Genomic DNA, 14,028 nt, shown 5'->3' on the forward strand with positions numbered 1-14,028 from the left:
CCTCCAAGGGATCGGTCAGGCGGCCAGGAAACGTTCGATGGCCGACACGAGGGCCAGCGGCGTCTCGTCCATCGCGTAGTGGCCGGCGTCGGCGAAGGTCAGCAGTTCGGCGTCGGTGTACCACTGCAGCCAGGTGCCCCGCATGACGTCGGCGGAGAGCGCGGGGTCGTGCTCGCCGGCGATGACGAGCACCGGCGTGGCGGAACCGGTCACCTCGGTGTGGAAGTCGGTCTTGGCCCAGGCGTCGAGGTACGCACGGTAGGCCGTCACCGTGGAGTTGCCCAGCGAGCCGGCCACCATCTGGTCGAGCCACACGCCGGGAAGCCGGTTGCCGGTGGTGAGGTCGATGATGGCGCGCCGGTTGCCGGGCTCCTCGGCGGACCCGGAGAACAGCGCCCAGCTCTGGTCGTCGAACGGCACGCCGGAGGCCGGCACCGGGGAGATGCCGACGAGCTTGCTCACCCGCCCGGGCGCGTCCAGCATCACGCGCTGCATCGCCGTCCCGCCCATCGAGTGGCCGACCAGGGAGAACGTCTCCCAGCCCAGCTTGTCGGCGAGCGCGATCACGTCGCCGGAGATCTCGGCGAGGGAGTACTCGCCGGTGAGGTCGCGCGCCTCGCCGTACCCCCGGTAGTCGGGGAAGGCGTAGCTGAACGCCTCGCCGTCCAGGTAGGGCTGGATGTTCCTGAAGGAGCTGCGGTCGCCGAACCAGCCGTGCAACACGATCACGTGGTGCTGCCCGGAGCCGGTGACGTCGTGGGGGAGGACGACGGGGGCCATGGTGTTCTCCTTAGCGTTCGGGGCAACCGGATGGGTCGGCGGGCGGCATCGCGCTCGGGTGCTGGGCGCCGCCGTGGCACTGCAGGCTGAACCAGACGTACTTGCCGTTCTCGTGCTGGACCGCGCCCCACTGGTCGGCCTGCGCCTCCACCAGGAACAGGCCGCGCCCGCTCTCGGCGAAGAAGTCGGGAGCCCGGCGCGTGGGGAGGGTCGGGTCGTGGTCGCAGACCGCCAGCCAGATCGTGGTGGCTCCGGCCCGTACGTTGATCCTGATCCCGGAGGAGCCGCAGGGTGGCGGGGCGGCGTGCTGGACCGCGTTGGTGACCAGCTCGCTGGTCAGCTCGGCGATCGTCGCCTCGTTCGCGGGGGAGAGCGGCAACTTCCAGGAGGTGAGCATCCCCGCCACCCAGCGGCGGGCGATGGACGAGGCGATCGGCGAGCAGGGCAGATCGCACCAGCGGGAGAGCAGCCGGCTCGTGGAATCGGTGAGCACGTTCACGGCGCGCTCGCTCTCGCCGGCAGCAGGTGGCAGGTCAGTGCGCCGCCGGTGCGGGCTCTCGATCCCACGCCGCCCTCCATGGGGCGCTTGGGGGTGCGTCCGGCCTCGGGTTTCAGATCAATCGCGAACACGGCGTGGGCTTCTCCCGGATGCCCAAATAATGGGCGCGGTGGTCAAAAAACGGGCGTGCAGCGAGGAAAGCATCGGCCGGAACAGGGTCGATGTCAATGCGATTGACAGAAAAAGTCGATCATTCGTCACGACGGTTGCGAAGGCGCTGCCGCGATGTCCCGTTTGCGGCGAAATGCCGCATGTCTTTCGCCGGACACACGTCGGGCGCGGGACCGCTCACCGGTCCCGCGCCCGCTGCTGTGCCCCGGCGTCTCACCGCCGATGGTGAATCTCCTGTACGGGCTCTCGTACGGGCTCCTCGTCCGGGCGGTAGCCGAGCCGGCCCCGTGTCGCGACGATCACCAGGAACGCCGCCGTGGCGCCCGCGAGCAGCGTGACCCGGCTCGCGTGCTCGGCGTCGGCGATCGCGTCCACCGCCATCCGGGTATGGAACCGGCCCTTGAACGTCGGGCGTTGGGCCGGGTGGTCGGGGTTGAAGAAGTTCGCCCACGCTTGGCGGTAGGTCTTCAGCACCGCTTGCGCTGCTTGGGCGGGGAGTCGAGCCAGCCAGTCGATCTCGTGGCGGGCTTGGCGTATCGCGGTGTCGCATTCCTTCAGCGAGGCGAAGCGGCCTTGGCGGAAGGTGAAGTGCGGCGCCCGCTTGGCTGACGGTGGCGAGCACGCCAGCCGCGCACCCTCCTCGTCGCTCCCGCGTACACCCCATTCGGGGTACAGGTAGGGGCACCTGTGCGGAGAACGTCCAGGTGAGCGCGCCGTTCGCAGATGCGGCGCATCGCCGGGGAGCCGGCCGTGCGGCGGCCGGGCCGGACGCGTGCGCGGGTGAAAGTTTCATGGGCCGGAATATTCGCGAAGGAAGTGTCCGGCCATTTGGCGCGCATCTCGGGCGTTCGCCGGCGGACCCTTCGGCCGGCACGTAGTTGACATTTGTATTGGTTTTTGGAGAACCTGTTTGGGAGCGCTCCCACGATTGGTCCCGAACCTTCCTCTTGAAAGGACACATCGGTGGATTCACTGCTCAAGAATCAGGGGCTCTTCCTGGCTCTGTACCGGATCGTGATAGGGCTGCTGTTCGCCTGCCACGGCGCGGCGACACTCTTCGGCGTGCTGGGCGGTCCGCAGGGCGCGGTGCCCGGCATCGGCCAGTGGCCGGGCTGGTGGGCGGCCGCCATCCAGCTGGTCGGCGGCGTGCTCGTCATGCTCGGCCTGGGCGCGCGTGCCGCCGCCGTCATCTGCTCGGGCAGCATGGCCTACGCCTACTTCTTCGTCCACCAGCCGCAGGCGCTCTTCCCCATCCAGAACGGCGGGGAGAAGGCCGCGCTCTTTTGCTGGGGTTTCCTGCTCGTCGCCGTCCTCGGCCCCGGACGCTGGGCGCTGTCCACGCTGCTCGCCCCCTCACGCCCTCTCGCACACGAAAAGAGATGACGGCGGCGGACTTGCGCACCTGCCTATTGTCATTGCCGGCACGGGAGCTATTCCTGGCCGCCGGAATTCCTCGCGCACGCGAAAACCCGTCCGCGTGATTCAGATATTCACCACGATTCGGCCTCCGGTCAGATATCCGTCCAGGGCCGGAGCTTTTCTGGATTGAGCACGGCCCAGATGCGCTTGATCCGGTCGCCTGCGACGTCGAACGCCATCACCACGATGGTGGCGCCGTCCTGCTGGGCCACGAGCCCGGGCCGGCCGTTGACCGTGCGCTCCAGGATGGTCACGTCGGGCGCCAGGCGGGCGATCTCGACGAAGCGCCGCGCGAGGCGCTCGCGGCCCTCGATCGGGCGCAGCACGGCGTTGACGACCCCGCCACCGTCGGCGGTGCCCGTGACGTCGGGGTCGAGGAGGTTGACGAGGGCGTCGATGTCCTTGGCCTCCCACGCCTGCTTGAAGTCCCTGACGATGCCGGCCTGCCGGGCCGCGGGGGCCTGGGGCGGTCGCGCGGTGCGGATGCGGCGTCGGGCCGAGGCGGCCAGCTGGCGGCAGGCCGCCTCGGTGCGCCCGACGATCCCGGCCACCTCGGCGAAGGAGTAGCGGAAGACGTCGTGCAGGATGAACGCCACCCGCTGGGCGGGAGTCATGGATTCGAGCACGACGAGGAAGGCCATGTTGACCGACTCGTCGAGGGTGACCCGATCGGCCGGGTCGGTCCCGGTGGCGCCCGGCCGGCCGGCACTCCATTCCGACTGCTCGGGCAGCGGCTCGGGGATCCATTCGCCCACATATCTCTCGCGCCGGGCCCGCGCCGAGCCGAGCAGGTCGAGGCAGATGCGGCTGGCGACCGTCGTCAGCCAGGCGCCGGGGGAGTCGATGGCCTCCTGCTGCCGCCGGGACATGGCGTACCAGCGGGCGTACGTCTCCTGAACGACGTCCTCCGCGTCGGCCAGGGAGCCGAGGAGCCGGTAGGCGAGATTGATCAGGTGACGCCGCTCGCTCATGATCGCGCTCAGGCCCGGATCGGGCCGGGCGTGTGCCGGCTCGGATGGGGTGGTCATGGTGCCGCGGCTCCCTCGTTCGCATCTGTCCCTACCCGTACGACGAGACACGGCACCGAACTGTGAGGGCGGCGAAGTGGCTAGTCGTCCTCGGTGAACACCATCTCGCGGCGCTTGCGGATCGTCGGGAGGACGGCCACGACGAGCGCCGCCAGAGCCACGGCCAGCAGCACCGCGGAGATCGGCCGGGTCAGGAAGACCGACGCGTCGCCGCGAGAGATGATCATCGCCCGCCGCAGGTTCTCCTCCAGCAGGGGCCCGAGGACGAAGCCGAGCAGCAGCGGCGCCGGCTCGCAGCCGCACTTGATCAGGATGTAGCCCAGGAGCCCGAAGAGCACGATCGCGTAGACGTCGAACGCGTTGAACCCCAGCGAGTACGTCCCGATCGAGGCGAACAGGATGATCATCGGGAACAGCACCTGGTACGGGATGCGCAGCATGCGCACCCACATGCCGATCAGCGGCAGGTTCAGCAGCACGAGCAGCACGTTGCCGATCCACATCGACGCGATCAGGCCCCAGAACAGCGCGGGCTCGTCGGTGATGACGTTCGGGCCGGGGGTGATGCCGTGCACGATGAACGCGCCGACCATCAGCGCCATCACCGGATGGGCGGGCAGCCCCAGGGTGAGCAGCGGGATGAACGACGTCTGCGCGGCCGCGTTGTTGGCCGACTCGGGGCCGGCGACGCCCTCGATCGCGCCGCGCCCGAACTCCTGCGGCCGCTTCGAGATGCGCTTCTCGACGGCGTACGAGGTGAACGAGGCCAGCACGTGGCCACCGCCGGGCAGGACGCCCAGCGCGGCGCCGAGACCGGTGCCCCGCAGGATCGGTCCGACGATCCGGCGCCGGTCCTCGCGGGTGGGCCAGAGATTCTTCACCTTGCTGACGATCGCCGTGCGGGTCTGCTCGTTCTCCAGGTTGCGCAGGATCTCGGCCACGCCGAACATGCCGACGGCGACCGACACGAAGTCGATGCCTCCGTACAGCTCGCGCTGGCCGAAGACGAACCTGGGCGTGCCGGTGTAGATGTCCTGGCCGACCGTGCCGAGCAGGACGCCGAGGAAGATCATCGCCAGGGCCTTGATCGCGTTGCCGCGCGCCAGCGCGATCGACACGATCAGGCCGAGCAGCACCAGCGAGAAGTACTCGGCCGGGCCGAACTGCAGCGCGACGCGGGCCAGCGGCGGGGCCGCGATGGCGAGCGCGACGGTGGCGATCGTGCCCGCGATGAACGACCCGATCGCGGCGGAGGCCAGCGCCGGGCCGGCCCTGCCCTGCCGGGCCATCTCGTGCCCGTCGAGCGCGGTGACCGCCGCCGACGACTCGCCGGGCAGGTTGATGAGGATGGCGGTCGTCGAGCCGCCGTACTGCGCGCCGTAATAGATGCCGGCCAGCATGATCAGCGCCGTCACCGGCTCGAAGTTGAACGTGATCGGCAGCAGCATCGCCACCGTCGCCGTCGGCCCGATGCCGGGCAGCACGCCCACCGCCGTTCCGAGCAGCACACCCACGAAGCAGTAGAGGACGTTCTGGATCAGGAGGGCCGTCGAGAAGCCCAGGGCGAGGTTGTCGAGAAGTTCCATGCCTCAATCCGGATGTCGCGTCAGAACCCCAGCCACGGGCCCCAGAGCGGGAGCCGCAGCTGGAGCCCGACGACGAAGATGAGCGTGCCGGCCAAGGTGAGCCCGGCGGACACGGCCACGGCCGTGAGCAGCCGCACGCGCGAACTGGCCAGCGTGGTGAGCAGGGCGGTCACCGCCGACGCCGGCACGAACCCGAGCCCCCGTACGGTGAACCCGAAGAACACGAGCGCGAGCGTGATGGCGGCGACCGCACGCCAGGGGATCCGCCCGAACACGATCGCCTCGCCGGCGATGAGCCCCTTGATGACGATGGCCAGGCCCAGCGCGGCCACGAGCACGCCGACCAGCAGCGGGAAGGCGCCGGGGCCCATCCGCAGCGGGGTGCCCAGCTCGTAGCCGAGCGACCCCACCACGAATGCGCCACCGATCAGGATGAAGATTCCCCCGGCGAGGACGTCGGGGAAGGAGCGGCGGCGCTCCACCTCAGGAGGCCTTGACGCCGGCGTCGGCGATGACCTTGCCCCAGGTGCCGAGCTGCTCTTCGAGCTTGGTCTTGTGCGCCTGCGGGGTCGCGCTCTCGGCCGGGACGGGCGCGGTGCCGAGCTTGGCCATCTGGTCGATGACCTTCTGGTCGGCCAGCGCGGCCTTCAGCGCCTCGGACAGCTTCTGCACGACGTCCTGCGGCGTGCCCTTCGGGACGTAGAGCCCGTGCCACACGCTGACCTCCAGGCCGGGCAGCCCGGCCTCGGCCGTGGTGGGCAGGTCGGGCAGGCTCTTGACCCGCTCCGGCGTGGTGACGGCGTACGCCTTGACCTCGCCGGCGGTGATCTGGCCGCTGGTGTTGGTCGTCTGGTCGCACATGAAGTCGACCTGGCCGCCGACGAGGTCGGTCAGCGCCGGGCCGGTGCCTTCGTACGGGACCTCCTGGAGCTTCACCCCGGCTGCGGTCTGGAACAGCAGGCCGCACAGGTGGGACGCGGCGCCGATGCCGGCGTTGGCCAGCGTGACCTTGTCGGCGTTCGCCTTCACGTGGGCCACGAGGTCCTTGAGCGTGGCGGGCGCGAAGTCCTTGCGGGCGACGACCGTCATGGGCACCTCGGTGACGAGCCCGACCGTCTCGAAGCTCTCCAGAGGCTGGTAGCCCAGGTCCTTGTAGAGGGCGGGCGCGGTCGACATGCCGATGTGGTGCATGAGCACGGTGTAGCCGTCGGGTTCTGCCCGCGCGACCTCGCCGGCGCCGACCGTGCCGCCCGCGCCCTCGACGTTCTGCACGACGATCTTGCCGCCGAGCTTGGCGGCCATCGGCTCGGCGATCAGGCGGGTGACGGTGTCCGTCGGGCCGCCCGCGCTGAACGGCACGACGATCGTGATGTTGTCGTCAGGGTAGCCTCCGCCGGCGTCGGCGGTGCCTCCACCTCCGTTGCCGGAACACGCGGCGATGAGCGAAACGACGCCGATCGTGGCGATCATCCGCGCGGTGGCCCGGTATCTGCTGGACGTTCTCATGTCGAGGCCTCCTCGTCAGCGCATTCGCTTCCGTCGGTGAGTGCGCGGCCTCAGTCTGGGCTGGCAGGGGCGCGGATAGTGTCAGAGGAATCCCAAGGAATGCACAAGATGTCAGAGAAATCCCAAGAACGGGCTAACACCGGCGTTTGACCGGGTCGTACAATCCACTATGCGGATCACCATCATCGAGGATGACGACCGCGTGGCGCGGGGTCTGGTGACCGTCCTGGCTCAGGCCGGGTTCGAGGTCCACCGCATCGCCACCGCCGCCGAAGCCGTGCGCGCCGACCCCACCGACGTGGTCCTCGTCGACCTGGGCCTGCCCGACGGCGACGGGCTCGACGTGATCCGCAAGCTGCGCGACCGCCCGGAAACCGCCGTCATCGCCGTGACGGCACGCTCGGAGGAGCACGAGCGCGTACGCGGCCTGCGCGCCGGCGCCGACGACTACATCGTCAAGCCGTTCGGCATCCCGGAGCTGCTGGCCAGGATCGACGCCGTCCTGCGGCGCACCCGGCTGGCCCGCGCCCTCAGCCACCCCGACGAGCCCCTCGTCCTCGGCCCGCTGCGGATCGGTGTCGGCACCCGCGAGGTCACCGTCGACGGCGCCCCCGTGACGCTGACCCGCAAGGAGTTCGAGCTGCTCCTGCTGCTGGCCAGGCGGGCCCCCAACGTGGTGAGCCGCGACGTCATCCTCGACCAGATCTGGGGCGCCACCTGGGAGTCCTCCAGCCGCACCCTCGACACCCACATCGCGGCGCTACGGCACAAGCTCGGACCGGCCGTGGTCATCCGTACGATCCACGGGGTCGGCTACCGGCTCCTGGCCGAGCGGCCGGAGCCGACCGGCTGACCCGCCATGCACCGTCGCCTGCTCGTCGTCCTGGTGCCCCTCGCGGTGCTGCTCGTCGCGGCGCTCGGGGTGCCGCTCAGCGTCACCGTGGCCGAACGCGAGATCCAGGAGACGTACGTCGACCGGCTCAACGACGTCGGACGGTTCTCGTCGCTGGCCGAGACCGCGCTCTCGACCGGGCGTACCGAGGCGCTCCAGCAGGAACTGGCCCGCTACCACGAGCTGTACGGGATCCCCGTCGCGGTGATCGACACCTCGGGCACGGTGCTGCTCGGACCCGCGGACGCCTACCAGGAGGCGGCCCGCAAGGAGCCGGCGCTGCCCCGCATCGTGACGGCCGCGCTGGCCGGGGCCAGACCCGAACCCTCAGGGGAATGGGCGCCGTGGGACGACTCCGCACTCGTGGTCGCCGAACCCGTGGGCCGGGACAGCGAGGTCGTCGGCGCCGTCGTGACGATCTCCGACCTGTCGAAGACGCGCTCCCGCATCCTCGCGCGCTGGGCCCGGCTCGCCGGTCTCGGACTGCTGCCGCTGATCGCGCTCGTGGCCGTCGCCTGGCCGGTGTCGGCGTGGGTGCTGCGGCCGGTACGCGAACTGGACGCGGCCAGCTCGCGCATCTCCCAGGGCGACCTGACGATCCGCGCGGACGCCGAGGCGGGCCCGGTCGAGCTGCGGCGGCTGGCCGAGTCGTTCAACACCATGATGGACGCCGTCGAGAACGCCGTGCAGCGGCAGCGGGCGTTCGTGTCCGACGCCTCCCACCAGCTGCGCAACCCGCTGACCAGCCTCCGGCTCGCCGTGGAGAGCCTGGAACCGCACCTGGGCCCGGCTGACGGGTCCGGGAACGGGGCCGGCGACAGGGCCGGCGACGGGCGTCAGGTGTACGCCGTCGCCGTCGACGAGCTGAAAGCCATGCAGCGGATGCTGAACTCCCTGCAGGCCAGCGCGCGGATGGAGAGCATAAGGACGGCGTCGCCGGTGGACCTCGACGCGGTACTGGCGACCCGGGTGGACCGGTGGCGGGCGCTGACGGAGAACGCGGGGCAGACGCTGGCGGTCGACGTACCGCCGGGTCTGCGGCTGCTGGAGCCGTCCGGAGGGCTGGGCAGCATCCTGGACGAGCTGATCAGCAACGCGTTGCGGCTGTCGGACGCGCGGGCGGTGGAGGTGACCGCCCAGGCCGATCCGGGCGAGACCGGCGGCCCAGGCGGTGGGCCCAGTGATGGGCAGGGAGATGGGCCCGGTGATGGGCAGGGTGATGGGCAGGGTGATGGGCCCGGGGCCGGTTCCGGGGGCGGTGGGGTGGTCACGATCGTCGTCCGTGACGACGGGCAGGGGATCGACGCGTCCGAGCGGGTCCAGGCGCTACGGCGGTTCTGGCGCTCGCCGCGGCACCAGAACGTGCCGGGGACCGGCCTCGGACTGGCGATCTGCGCCGACCTGGTGGGGGCGGCCGGGGGCGAACTGCGGCTGGAGGACGGGTTGCCGCGTCCGGACGGGTCGGGGCACGGATTCGCCGCGGTGGTCGCGTTGCCCGCCGTGCCCCGGGTGGCGTCGCCGCCGGACGCGCCGGCTCCTGCCCCCGCCTGAGCCTCGCCTGCGACCTCCGGCACGAGCCTCGCTCGGGACGCCTGAATCCCCAGCCTGAGACCTCCTGAATCCCGCGGCCTGAGACCTCCTGAATCGGGTGACGGAGACCTCGGCCGGCGCTCGGGATCAGCGCTTGCGGTCGCGGAACCAGGCGGCCGCGCCCGGATGGAGCGGGATCGACGCGGTGGAGATGCCGGTCCGTACGTTGATCTGCCACGCCTCGGGTATGGCTTCCGGACCGCCCCCGGCGGCGTCGGGCCCGCCGGAGGTGATCGTGCCGGTGTGCGTGAAGATCGTGTCGGTGATGGCGTGGACCAGGTCGTCGGGCAGGTCGTTGCGCGCGAGAAGCACGTTCGGGACGGCGACCGTGCGGGTGGCGGGGACACCGGCGTAGGCGGTCGCGGGGATCATGGCCGGAGTGTAGGGACCGGGGAACGCCGTGAAGAGCGCGGGCGCCTGCTCGTCCAGGTGGATCAGCCGGATCGCGTGTTGCCCGGCCAGCTCCGTGATGGCGGGTGTCGGGACGCCGGTCAGGGAGAACATCGCGTCGATCTCGCCGTCGCGCAGCGCCGCCGCCGATGCGGCCTGGCTGAGGTAGTGGCCGTCGGCGTCCACCGGCCCGGATTCCAGGACCCGCAGCGAGGTGAACTCGGTGCCCGAGTCGCGGGCGCCGAGGGAGACCCGCTTGCCCTTGAGGTCGCGGAACTCCTCGATCGGCGAACCGGCCATGACCACGAGGTGCAGGTGGCTCTCGTACAGGCGGCAGATCGCCGAGAGCCCCTCGGGAGCGCTGCCGTCAGCCATGATCAGCGCGTCGAGGCTCGTCAGCCCGAGCTGCACCTCGCCCGCCCGCAACATCCGGATGTTGTCGGTGGACGCCCCGCTCGGCACGGTGCGCACGGTGGCGCCCGGCACCCGCTCGGAGATGTGGCCGGCCAGCGCGCCGCCGATGCGCCGGTAGACCGCCCCCGCCGGCCCGGTGGCCAGTCGCAGGTCGACCTCGTCGGCCTCGGGCTGCTGGGCGCACCCGGCGAGCAGCCCTCCAGCGGCCAGGAGCACCGCCCGCCGGCTGGGCCGCGGCTCCGGGTTCAGCAGCACCATGCCCGCGATGATACGGACGGAGCCGCACCGCCAAGAAGTACCGATCGGCCGTTATGTCGCCTTCTGCCACACCGAGACGTGGGTGCGGCTGTCGCTGGTGAACGGCTCGCGCTTCCAGCCCGCCCATCGCTCGCGCAAGGTCATGCCGGCGAGCCGTGCCATCAGGTCGAGTTCGGCCGGCCACACGTAGCGATGCGGCGTCGAACGGGTCTCGAGCCGGCCGTCCACCACCCAGTAATGGTGGGAGACGGCGATCTGCGATGCCACGTCGTACTCCTCGAAACCGAGATGTTCCTGGGTCACGGTGAACGGATGGACGGTCTGGCCGGGCGGGAGACGCCGAAGCTCAGGGACATAGACCTCGATGACGAAACAGCCGCCGGGTGCCAGCTGCGCCGCCACGGTGCGGAAGCATTCGACCTGTTCGTCTTGCGTGGTGAGGTTCGTGATGGTGTTGCGCACCAGGTAGGCGAGGGTGAAGGTGGCGCCCGCCTGGGTGGTGGCGAAGTCACCGATGGTCACGGGGATGTTCTCCGCGCCCGGTTCGGCCCGTAGCCGCGCCACCATCGCCCGCGACAGCTCGATGCCGTGCACCCGAACACCGCGCCGGCTGAGCGGCAACGCGATGCGCCCCGTACCGATGCCCAGTTCGAGAGCGGCGCCGCCTGGCCCGGCCAGGTCGGTGAGGAACCGTACAGCGGGGTCGACGACCGCAGGGTCGAACAGTTCCGGCCATTTGGCTTCGTACGTCCGTGCTGTTCGTTCGTCGAAATTGTCTTCGGGCACAGCCTCTACCGTGCCCGGAACGCTGGGCGATGACCAGTCAGACGAGGTCTCCCACGCGCAGGACGGCGCCGAGGCTGCGGCGGCCGCTGATGAGCGTGTGCGCATACGCGCCGAGCACGGCCACGGCGGCCAGCCCTGCCGCCAGCGCGCCCGGCACGAACAGGTTGAGCGCGTAGTCGCCGACGGGCAGGTCACCGGCGTACGGCGACAGGTCCACGGCGGGCCCGAGCGCGGCGGGCAGGCCGAGGCCCAGGCCGAGCCCGGTCAGCGCGGTGACCAGGATCATGGGCAGGATCTCCAGCACGGTCAGCCGCTGCGCCTGACGCTCCGACAGGCCGAGGGTGCGCAGGAACGACACCGCCCTGGTTCGCTCCGCCGCCCCGACCATCAGGCCCAGCACGACGGCGGCCAGCGCGTACGCGGCCAGTGCGACCGTCACCACCACGAGCGCCCAGCGCACCGCGCTCGTCAGCGGATCGTCCCTGATGGCCGCCAGGGTCGTCTCCTGGGAGGTGATGGTGGCCGATGGGACGAGCCGCGCCAGCGCGGAGAGCGAGGCGTCCCCTTTGATCAGCAGCGTGTTCACGTAGGGCCGGACCTGCACGTCGATGGGCACGACGAGGAACTTGCCCTCGGTGAAGAAGCCGGGCACCGACTCGATCACGCCGCGCGTGGCGAGCTTCAGCCGCGACTGCCAGCCGATCTCGAACGTGCCCCGGCCGCGCAGCTCGGGCGAGACGAGCGCGCCGTCGGACAGGGCGGGCAGGTCGAGCGGGGTGCCGCCGAGGATCTGCCGCCACCGCGCCACGTCCACGGCGATGGCCGCGGCCCGCTCGCCGCCGTACCCGATCTGCACCTCGCCCGTCTGCGCGGGCACCACCTGCTCCACCCCGGCAAGGCCGCGCACGCGCTCGATCGCGTCGGCCGGGATCTCGATGTCGGAGGTCATCCTGATCGGCGCGCCCGCCTGCTGCCAGGACGCCTGCAGCTGCGTGCCGGCGATCCCGTCGGAGATCACCGCGGCGAACACCGACACGCCCAGCGCGGGCAGCAGGATGAGCACGGGCAGCACGCCGGCGGGGCGGGCCCTGGCCGCCCGGGTCAGCCCGAGGAACGGCACCGCCGCCCGGCCGCGCGCGGCCAGCCGTACGAGCAGCCGCAGCGGGTACGGGTAGCAGCGCAGGGTGATCAGCGCCGCCGCCGCGGTCAAGGCGACCGGCACCAGCAGCAGGAACGGGTCCTGCCCCGCGGAGTCGTCCAGCCCGCGCGCCCGCAGCAGGTAGGCCCCGGCCGACGCCAGCACGACGACCAGCAGCTCCAGGGTGATCCGCCTGGCCGAGGGCCGGGCGGCGGCCACGTCGTCGCGTCGTTCGCGCAGAGGTGTGCGGTGCACGAGGGCCAGGCGCACGGCGGCGAACCCGACGGCCACGAGCACCACGAGCACCGGCCCGGCGTGCACGATCGGCAGCGCGGGACCGGGCACGAGGGACGACAGCGCGTACCCGGTCAGGGCGCCGGGCGCCACGGCGAGCCCGGTGAGCGCCGCTGCCGTGCCCGCCACCTGCCGGAGCGAGCCGCCGCGCGCCCGCGCCAGCGTCAGCGCGTGGTCGAGCCTGTCGGTCAGGAGCTGCACGGCCAGCACGATCACGCCGACGGCCACGGCGAGCAGCCCGCCGAGCACCAGGAACATCACGGTCCGTGCGGTGGACAGCTCGGCCAGGAAGTCACCGAGCAGTTTGGGCAGCGCGGTCCGCAGGTGGAAAGGGGCGGCCGTGCCCATGGGCTGCAGCGCCACCACCCGGTCGAACTCCGCGACCGCCGTCCGGAGGTCGCCGGCGGCCCGCGCGCTCGCCGCGCGCGGGTCCACGGGCAGGGTCCAGCGGTAGGTCAGGTAGCGTTCCCCGCCGCTGAGCACGCCCAGCCCGGCCTCGGAGATCAGCGCCGTGATGTGCTTCTGGAGCGGCTGCAGCCGCAGGACGTGCAGGACGTCGAGGTGGTGCGACCAGTAGCGGTCGGCGGGGTCCTTCGCGCGGAAGACGCCGACGATCTTCACGCCGGCCTGATCGTTCTCACCGACGATCTTCGTCTGGCCCAGCCGCAGCTCCATCTTGCCCAGGGCCTCCTCGACGACCCCGACCTCGAACACGGGGATCGTCCGGCCTTCGTACCGCATGGTCGCGATCGCGCCGGGCGCCCGCCCCTGCACCCAGTCCACGCGCCGGTCGGCGTCGGAGAGCCAGCCCAGGTTGATGTACGCCTGGCCGCTGGTGCCGGTGATCGGCGTGCGGATGGTCTTGGCGCTCATGTGACCACCGGCTGCGGCCAGCGGGCGCAGCCGTGCGGGCATGATCCGGCGCCAGAGGCGGTCGAGGGAGTCGAACGGGGCGCGTTCGCGAAGGTCCTCCTCCCGCGAGCTCGACTCCATGGTCACGGTCAGGTCGGCCAGCACGGCGGGGGCGGAGCTCAGCGCGCGGCGCAGCGCCTCGTCGTACGACGCCTGCGTCGCCCTGGGCAGCCCCGCGACCAGCAGGCAGGCGCTCAACGTCAGCGCGAGGAGCACGCCCATCGTGCGCAGGTGCTCCCGTGCGAGTCGCCAGAACCGCACCGTTTCTCCCGAGAGTCGAGCCCTTGCCCTGCGTGGGTCGTGTGCCGGCGCGGCGACGGTCGCGGCCGGGACCCGGGCACCGCGCAGGCTACCGCCTACGGGTG

14 protein-coding genes are annotated in these 14,028 nt (G+C 71.4%); 3 read left to right on the forward strand and 11 right to left on the reverse strand.

Annotated features, from left to right (window positions below):
• Nucleotides 1-15 precede the first annotated feature (15 nt).
• The 4 genes from ABGB14_RS22140 to ABGB14_RS22155 all read right to left on the reverse strand — a co-directional run bounded on the left by ABGB14_RS22140 (nucleotide 16) and on the right by ABGB14_RS22155 (nucleotide 1,924).
• Complete coding sequence (locus tag ABGB14_RS22140) at nucleotides 16-780, reverse strand: alpha/beta hydrolase (protein WP_347645706.1); 765 nt, start codon at nucleotides 778-780, stop codon at nucleotides 16-18.
• Nucleotides 781-790: 10 nt separating this feature from the next.
• On the reverse strand, nucleotides 791-1,279 hold the full coding sequence (locus tag ABGB14_RS22145) for an ATP-binding protein (RefSeq protein ID WP_347645707.1): 489 nt from the start codon (nucleotides 1,277-1,279) through the stop codon (nucleotides 791-793).
• Nucleotides 1,276-1,410: a hypothetical protein gene (locus tag ABGB14_RS22150; protein WP_347645708.1), complete on the reverse strand. Its 135-nt coding sequence runs from the start codon at nucleotides 1,408-1,410 to the stop codon at nucleotides 1,276-1,278. Before ABGB14_RS22150 ends, ABGB14_RS22145 begins: the two co-directional genes overlap by 4 nt.
• Nucleotides 1,411-1,663: 253 nt before the next feature.
• Entirely contained in the window at nucleotides 1,664-1,924 is a 261-nt protein-coding gene (locus tag ABGB14_RS22155; RefSeq protein WP_347645709.1) for a hypothetical protein, read from the reverse strand.
• 489 nt (nucleotides 1,925-2,413) lie between these two features.
• Between ABGB14_RS22155 and ABGB14_RS22160 the strand changes: the two genes are divergently transcribed.
• Entirely contained in the window at nucleotides 2,414-2,833 is a 420-nt protein-coding gene (locus tag ABGB14_RS22160; protein ID WP_347645710.1) for a DoxX family protein, read from the forward strand.
• 128 nt (nucleotides 2,834-2,961) lie between these two features.
• On the opposite strand, the gene sigJ is transcribed toward ABGB14_RS22160, so the two are convergent.
• The 4 genes from sigJ to ABGB14_RS22180 all read right to left on the reverse strand — a co-directional run bounded on the left by sigJ (nucleotide 2,962) and on the right by ABGB14_RS22180 (nucleotide 6,989).
• Complete coding sequence (gene sigJ, locus ABGB14_RS22165) at nucleotides 2,962-3,897, reverse strand: RNA polymerase sigma factor SigJ (RefSeq protein WP_347645711.1); 936 nt, start codon at nucleotides 3,895-3,897, stop codon at nucleotides 2,962-2,964.
• 80 nt (nucleotides 3,898-3,977) lie between these two features.
• The gene (locus ABGB14_RS22170; protein WP_347645712.1) at nucleotides 3,978-5,483 is read right to left on the reverse strand and encodes a tripartite tricarboxylate transporter permease; all 1,506 of its coding nucleotides are present in this window, start codon (nucleotides 5,481-5,483) and stop codon (nucleotides 3,978-3,980) included.
• A 20-nt stretch (nucleotides 5,484-5,503) separates the two neighbouring features.
• Nucleotides 5,504-5,965, reverse strand: a complete 462-nt coding sequence (locus ABGB14_RS22175) for a tripartite tricarboxylate transporter TctB family protein (protein ID WP_347645713.1) — start codon at nucleotides 5,963-5,965, stop codon at nucleotides 5,504-5,506.
• A gap of 1 nt (nucleotide 5,966) precedes the next feature.
• On the reverse strand, nucleotides 5,967-6,989 hold the full coding sequence (locus tag ABGB14_RS22180; RefSeq protein WP_347645714.1) for a tripartite tricarboxylate transporter substrate-binding protein: 1,023 nt from the start codon (nucleotides 6,987-6,989) through the stop codon (nucleotides 5,967-5,969).
• Between the two features lie 169 nt (nucleotides 6,990-7,158).
• On the opposite strand from ABGB14_RS22180, the gene ABGB14_RS22185 reads away from it, so the two are divergent.
• Together ABGB14_RS22185 and ABGB14_RS22190 are read left to right on the forward strand one after the other, a co-directional pair.
• Entirely contained in the window at nucleotides 7,159-7,842 is a 684-nt protein-coding gene (locus tag ABGB14_RS22185; protein ID WP_347645715.1) for a response regulator transcription factor, read from the forward strand.
• A gap of 6 nt (nucleotides 7,843-7,848) precedes the next feature.
• On the forward strand, nucleotides 7,849-9,432 hold the full coding sequence (locus ABGB14_RS22190) for a HAMP domain-containing sensor histidine kinase (protein WP_347645716.1): 1,584 nt from the start codon (nucleotides 7,849-7,851) through the stop codon (nucleotides 9,430-9,432).
• A 126-nt stretch (nucleotides 9,433-9,558) separates the two neighbouring features.
• Here the strand turns inward: ABGB14_RS22190 and ABGB14_RS22195 are convergent, their stop codons facing one another.
• The 3 genes from ABGB14_RS22195 to ABGB14_RS22205 are packed head-to-tail and all read right to left on the reverse strand — an operon-like array spanning nucleotide 9,559 to nucleotide 13,924.
• On the reverse strand, nucleotides 9,559-10,533 hold the full coding sequence (locus ABGB14_RS22195; protein ID WP_347645717.1) for a TAXI family TRAP transporter solute-binding subunit: 975 nt from the start codon (nucleotides 10,531-10,533) through the stop codon (nucleotides 9,559-9,561).
• 51 nt (nucleotides 10,534-10,584) lie between these two features.
• Nucleotides 10,585-11,424 (reverse strand): class I SAM-dependent methyltransferase, encoded by an 840-nt coding sequence (locus ABGB14_RS22200; protein WP_347645718.1) that lies wholly within the window; start codon nucleotides 11,422-11,424, stop codon nucleotides 10,585-10,587.
• Nucleotides 11,357-13,924: an FtsX-like permease family protein gene (locus ABGB14_RS22205; RefSeq protein ID WP_347645719.1), complete on the reverse strand. Its 2,568-nt coding sequence runs from the start codon at nucleotides 13,922-13,924 to the stop codon at nucleotides 11,357-11,359. The genes ABGB14_RS22200 and ABGB14_RS22205 overlap by 68 nt, the downstream gene beginning before the upstream one ends.
• Nucleotides 13,925-14,028 lie beyond the last annotated feature (104 nt).

The sequence above is a fragment of the Nonomuraea sp. B10E15 genome (assembly GCF_039871615.1).
In the GTDB taxonomy this organism is placed as follows: Bacteria; Actinomycetota; Actinomycetes; order Streptosporangiales; family Streptosporangiaceae; genus Nonomuraea.

Bases quoted from the DNA above. Each gene is read 5' to 3' on its own strand.
- ABGB14_RS22170 (WP_347645712.1), bottom strand. From the start codon at position 5,483: ATGGAACTTCTCGACAACCTCGCCCTGGGCTTCTCGACGGCCCTCCTG.
- ABGB14_RS22195 (WP_347645717.1), bottom strand. From the start codon at position 10,533: ATGGTGCTGCTGAACCCGGAGCCGCGGCCCAGCCGGCGGGCGGTGCTC.
- ABGB14_RS22185 (WP_347645715.1), top strand. From the start codon at position 7,159: ATGCGGATCACCATCATCGAGGATGACGACCGCGTGGCGCGGGGTCTG.
- ABGB14_RS22190 (WP_347645716.1), top strand. From the start codon at position 7,849: ATGCACCGTCGCCTGCTCGTCGTCCTGGTGCCCCTCGCGGTGCTGCTC.
- sigJ (WP_347645711.1), bottom strand. From the start codon at position 3,897: ATGACCACCCCATCCGAGCCGGCACACGCCCGGCCCGATCCGGGCCTG.
- ABGB14_RS22180 (WP_347645714.1), bottom strand. From the start codon at position 6,989: ATGAGAACGTCCAGCAGATACCGGGCCACCGCGCGGATGATCGCCACG.
- ABGB14_RS22200 (WP_347645718.1), bottom strand. From the start codon at position 11,424: ATGCGCACACGCTCATCAGCGGCCGCCGCAGCCTCGGCGCCGTCCTGC.
- ABGB14_RS22140 (WP_347645706.1), bottom strand. From the start codon at position 780: ATGGCCCCCGTCGTCCTCCCCCACGACGTCACCGGCTCCGGGCAGCAC.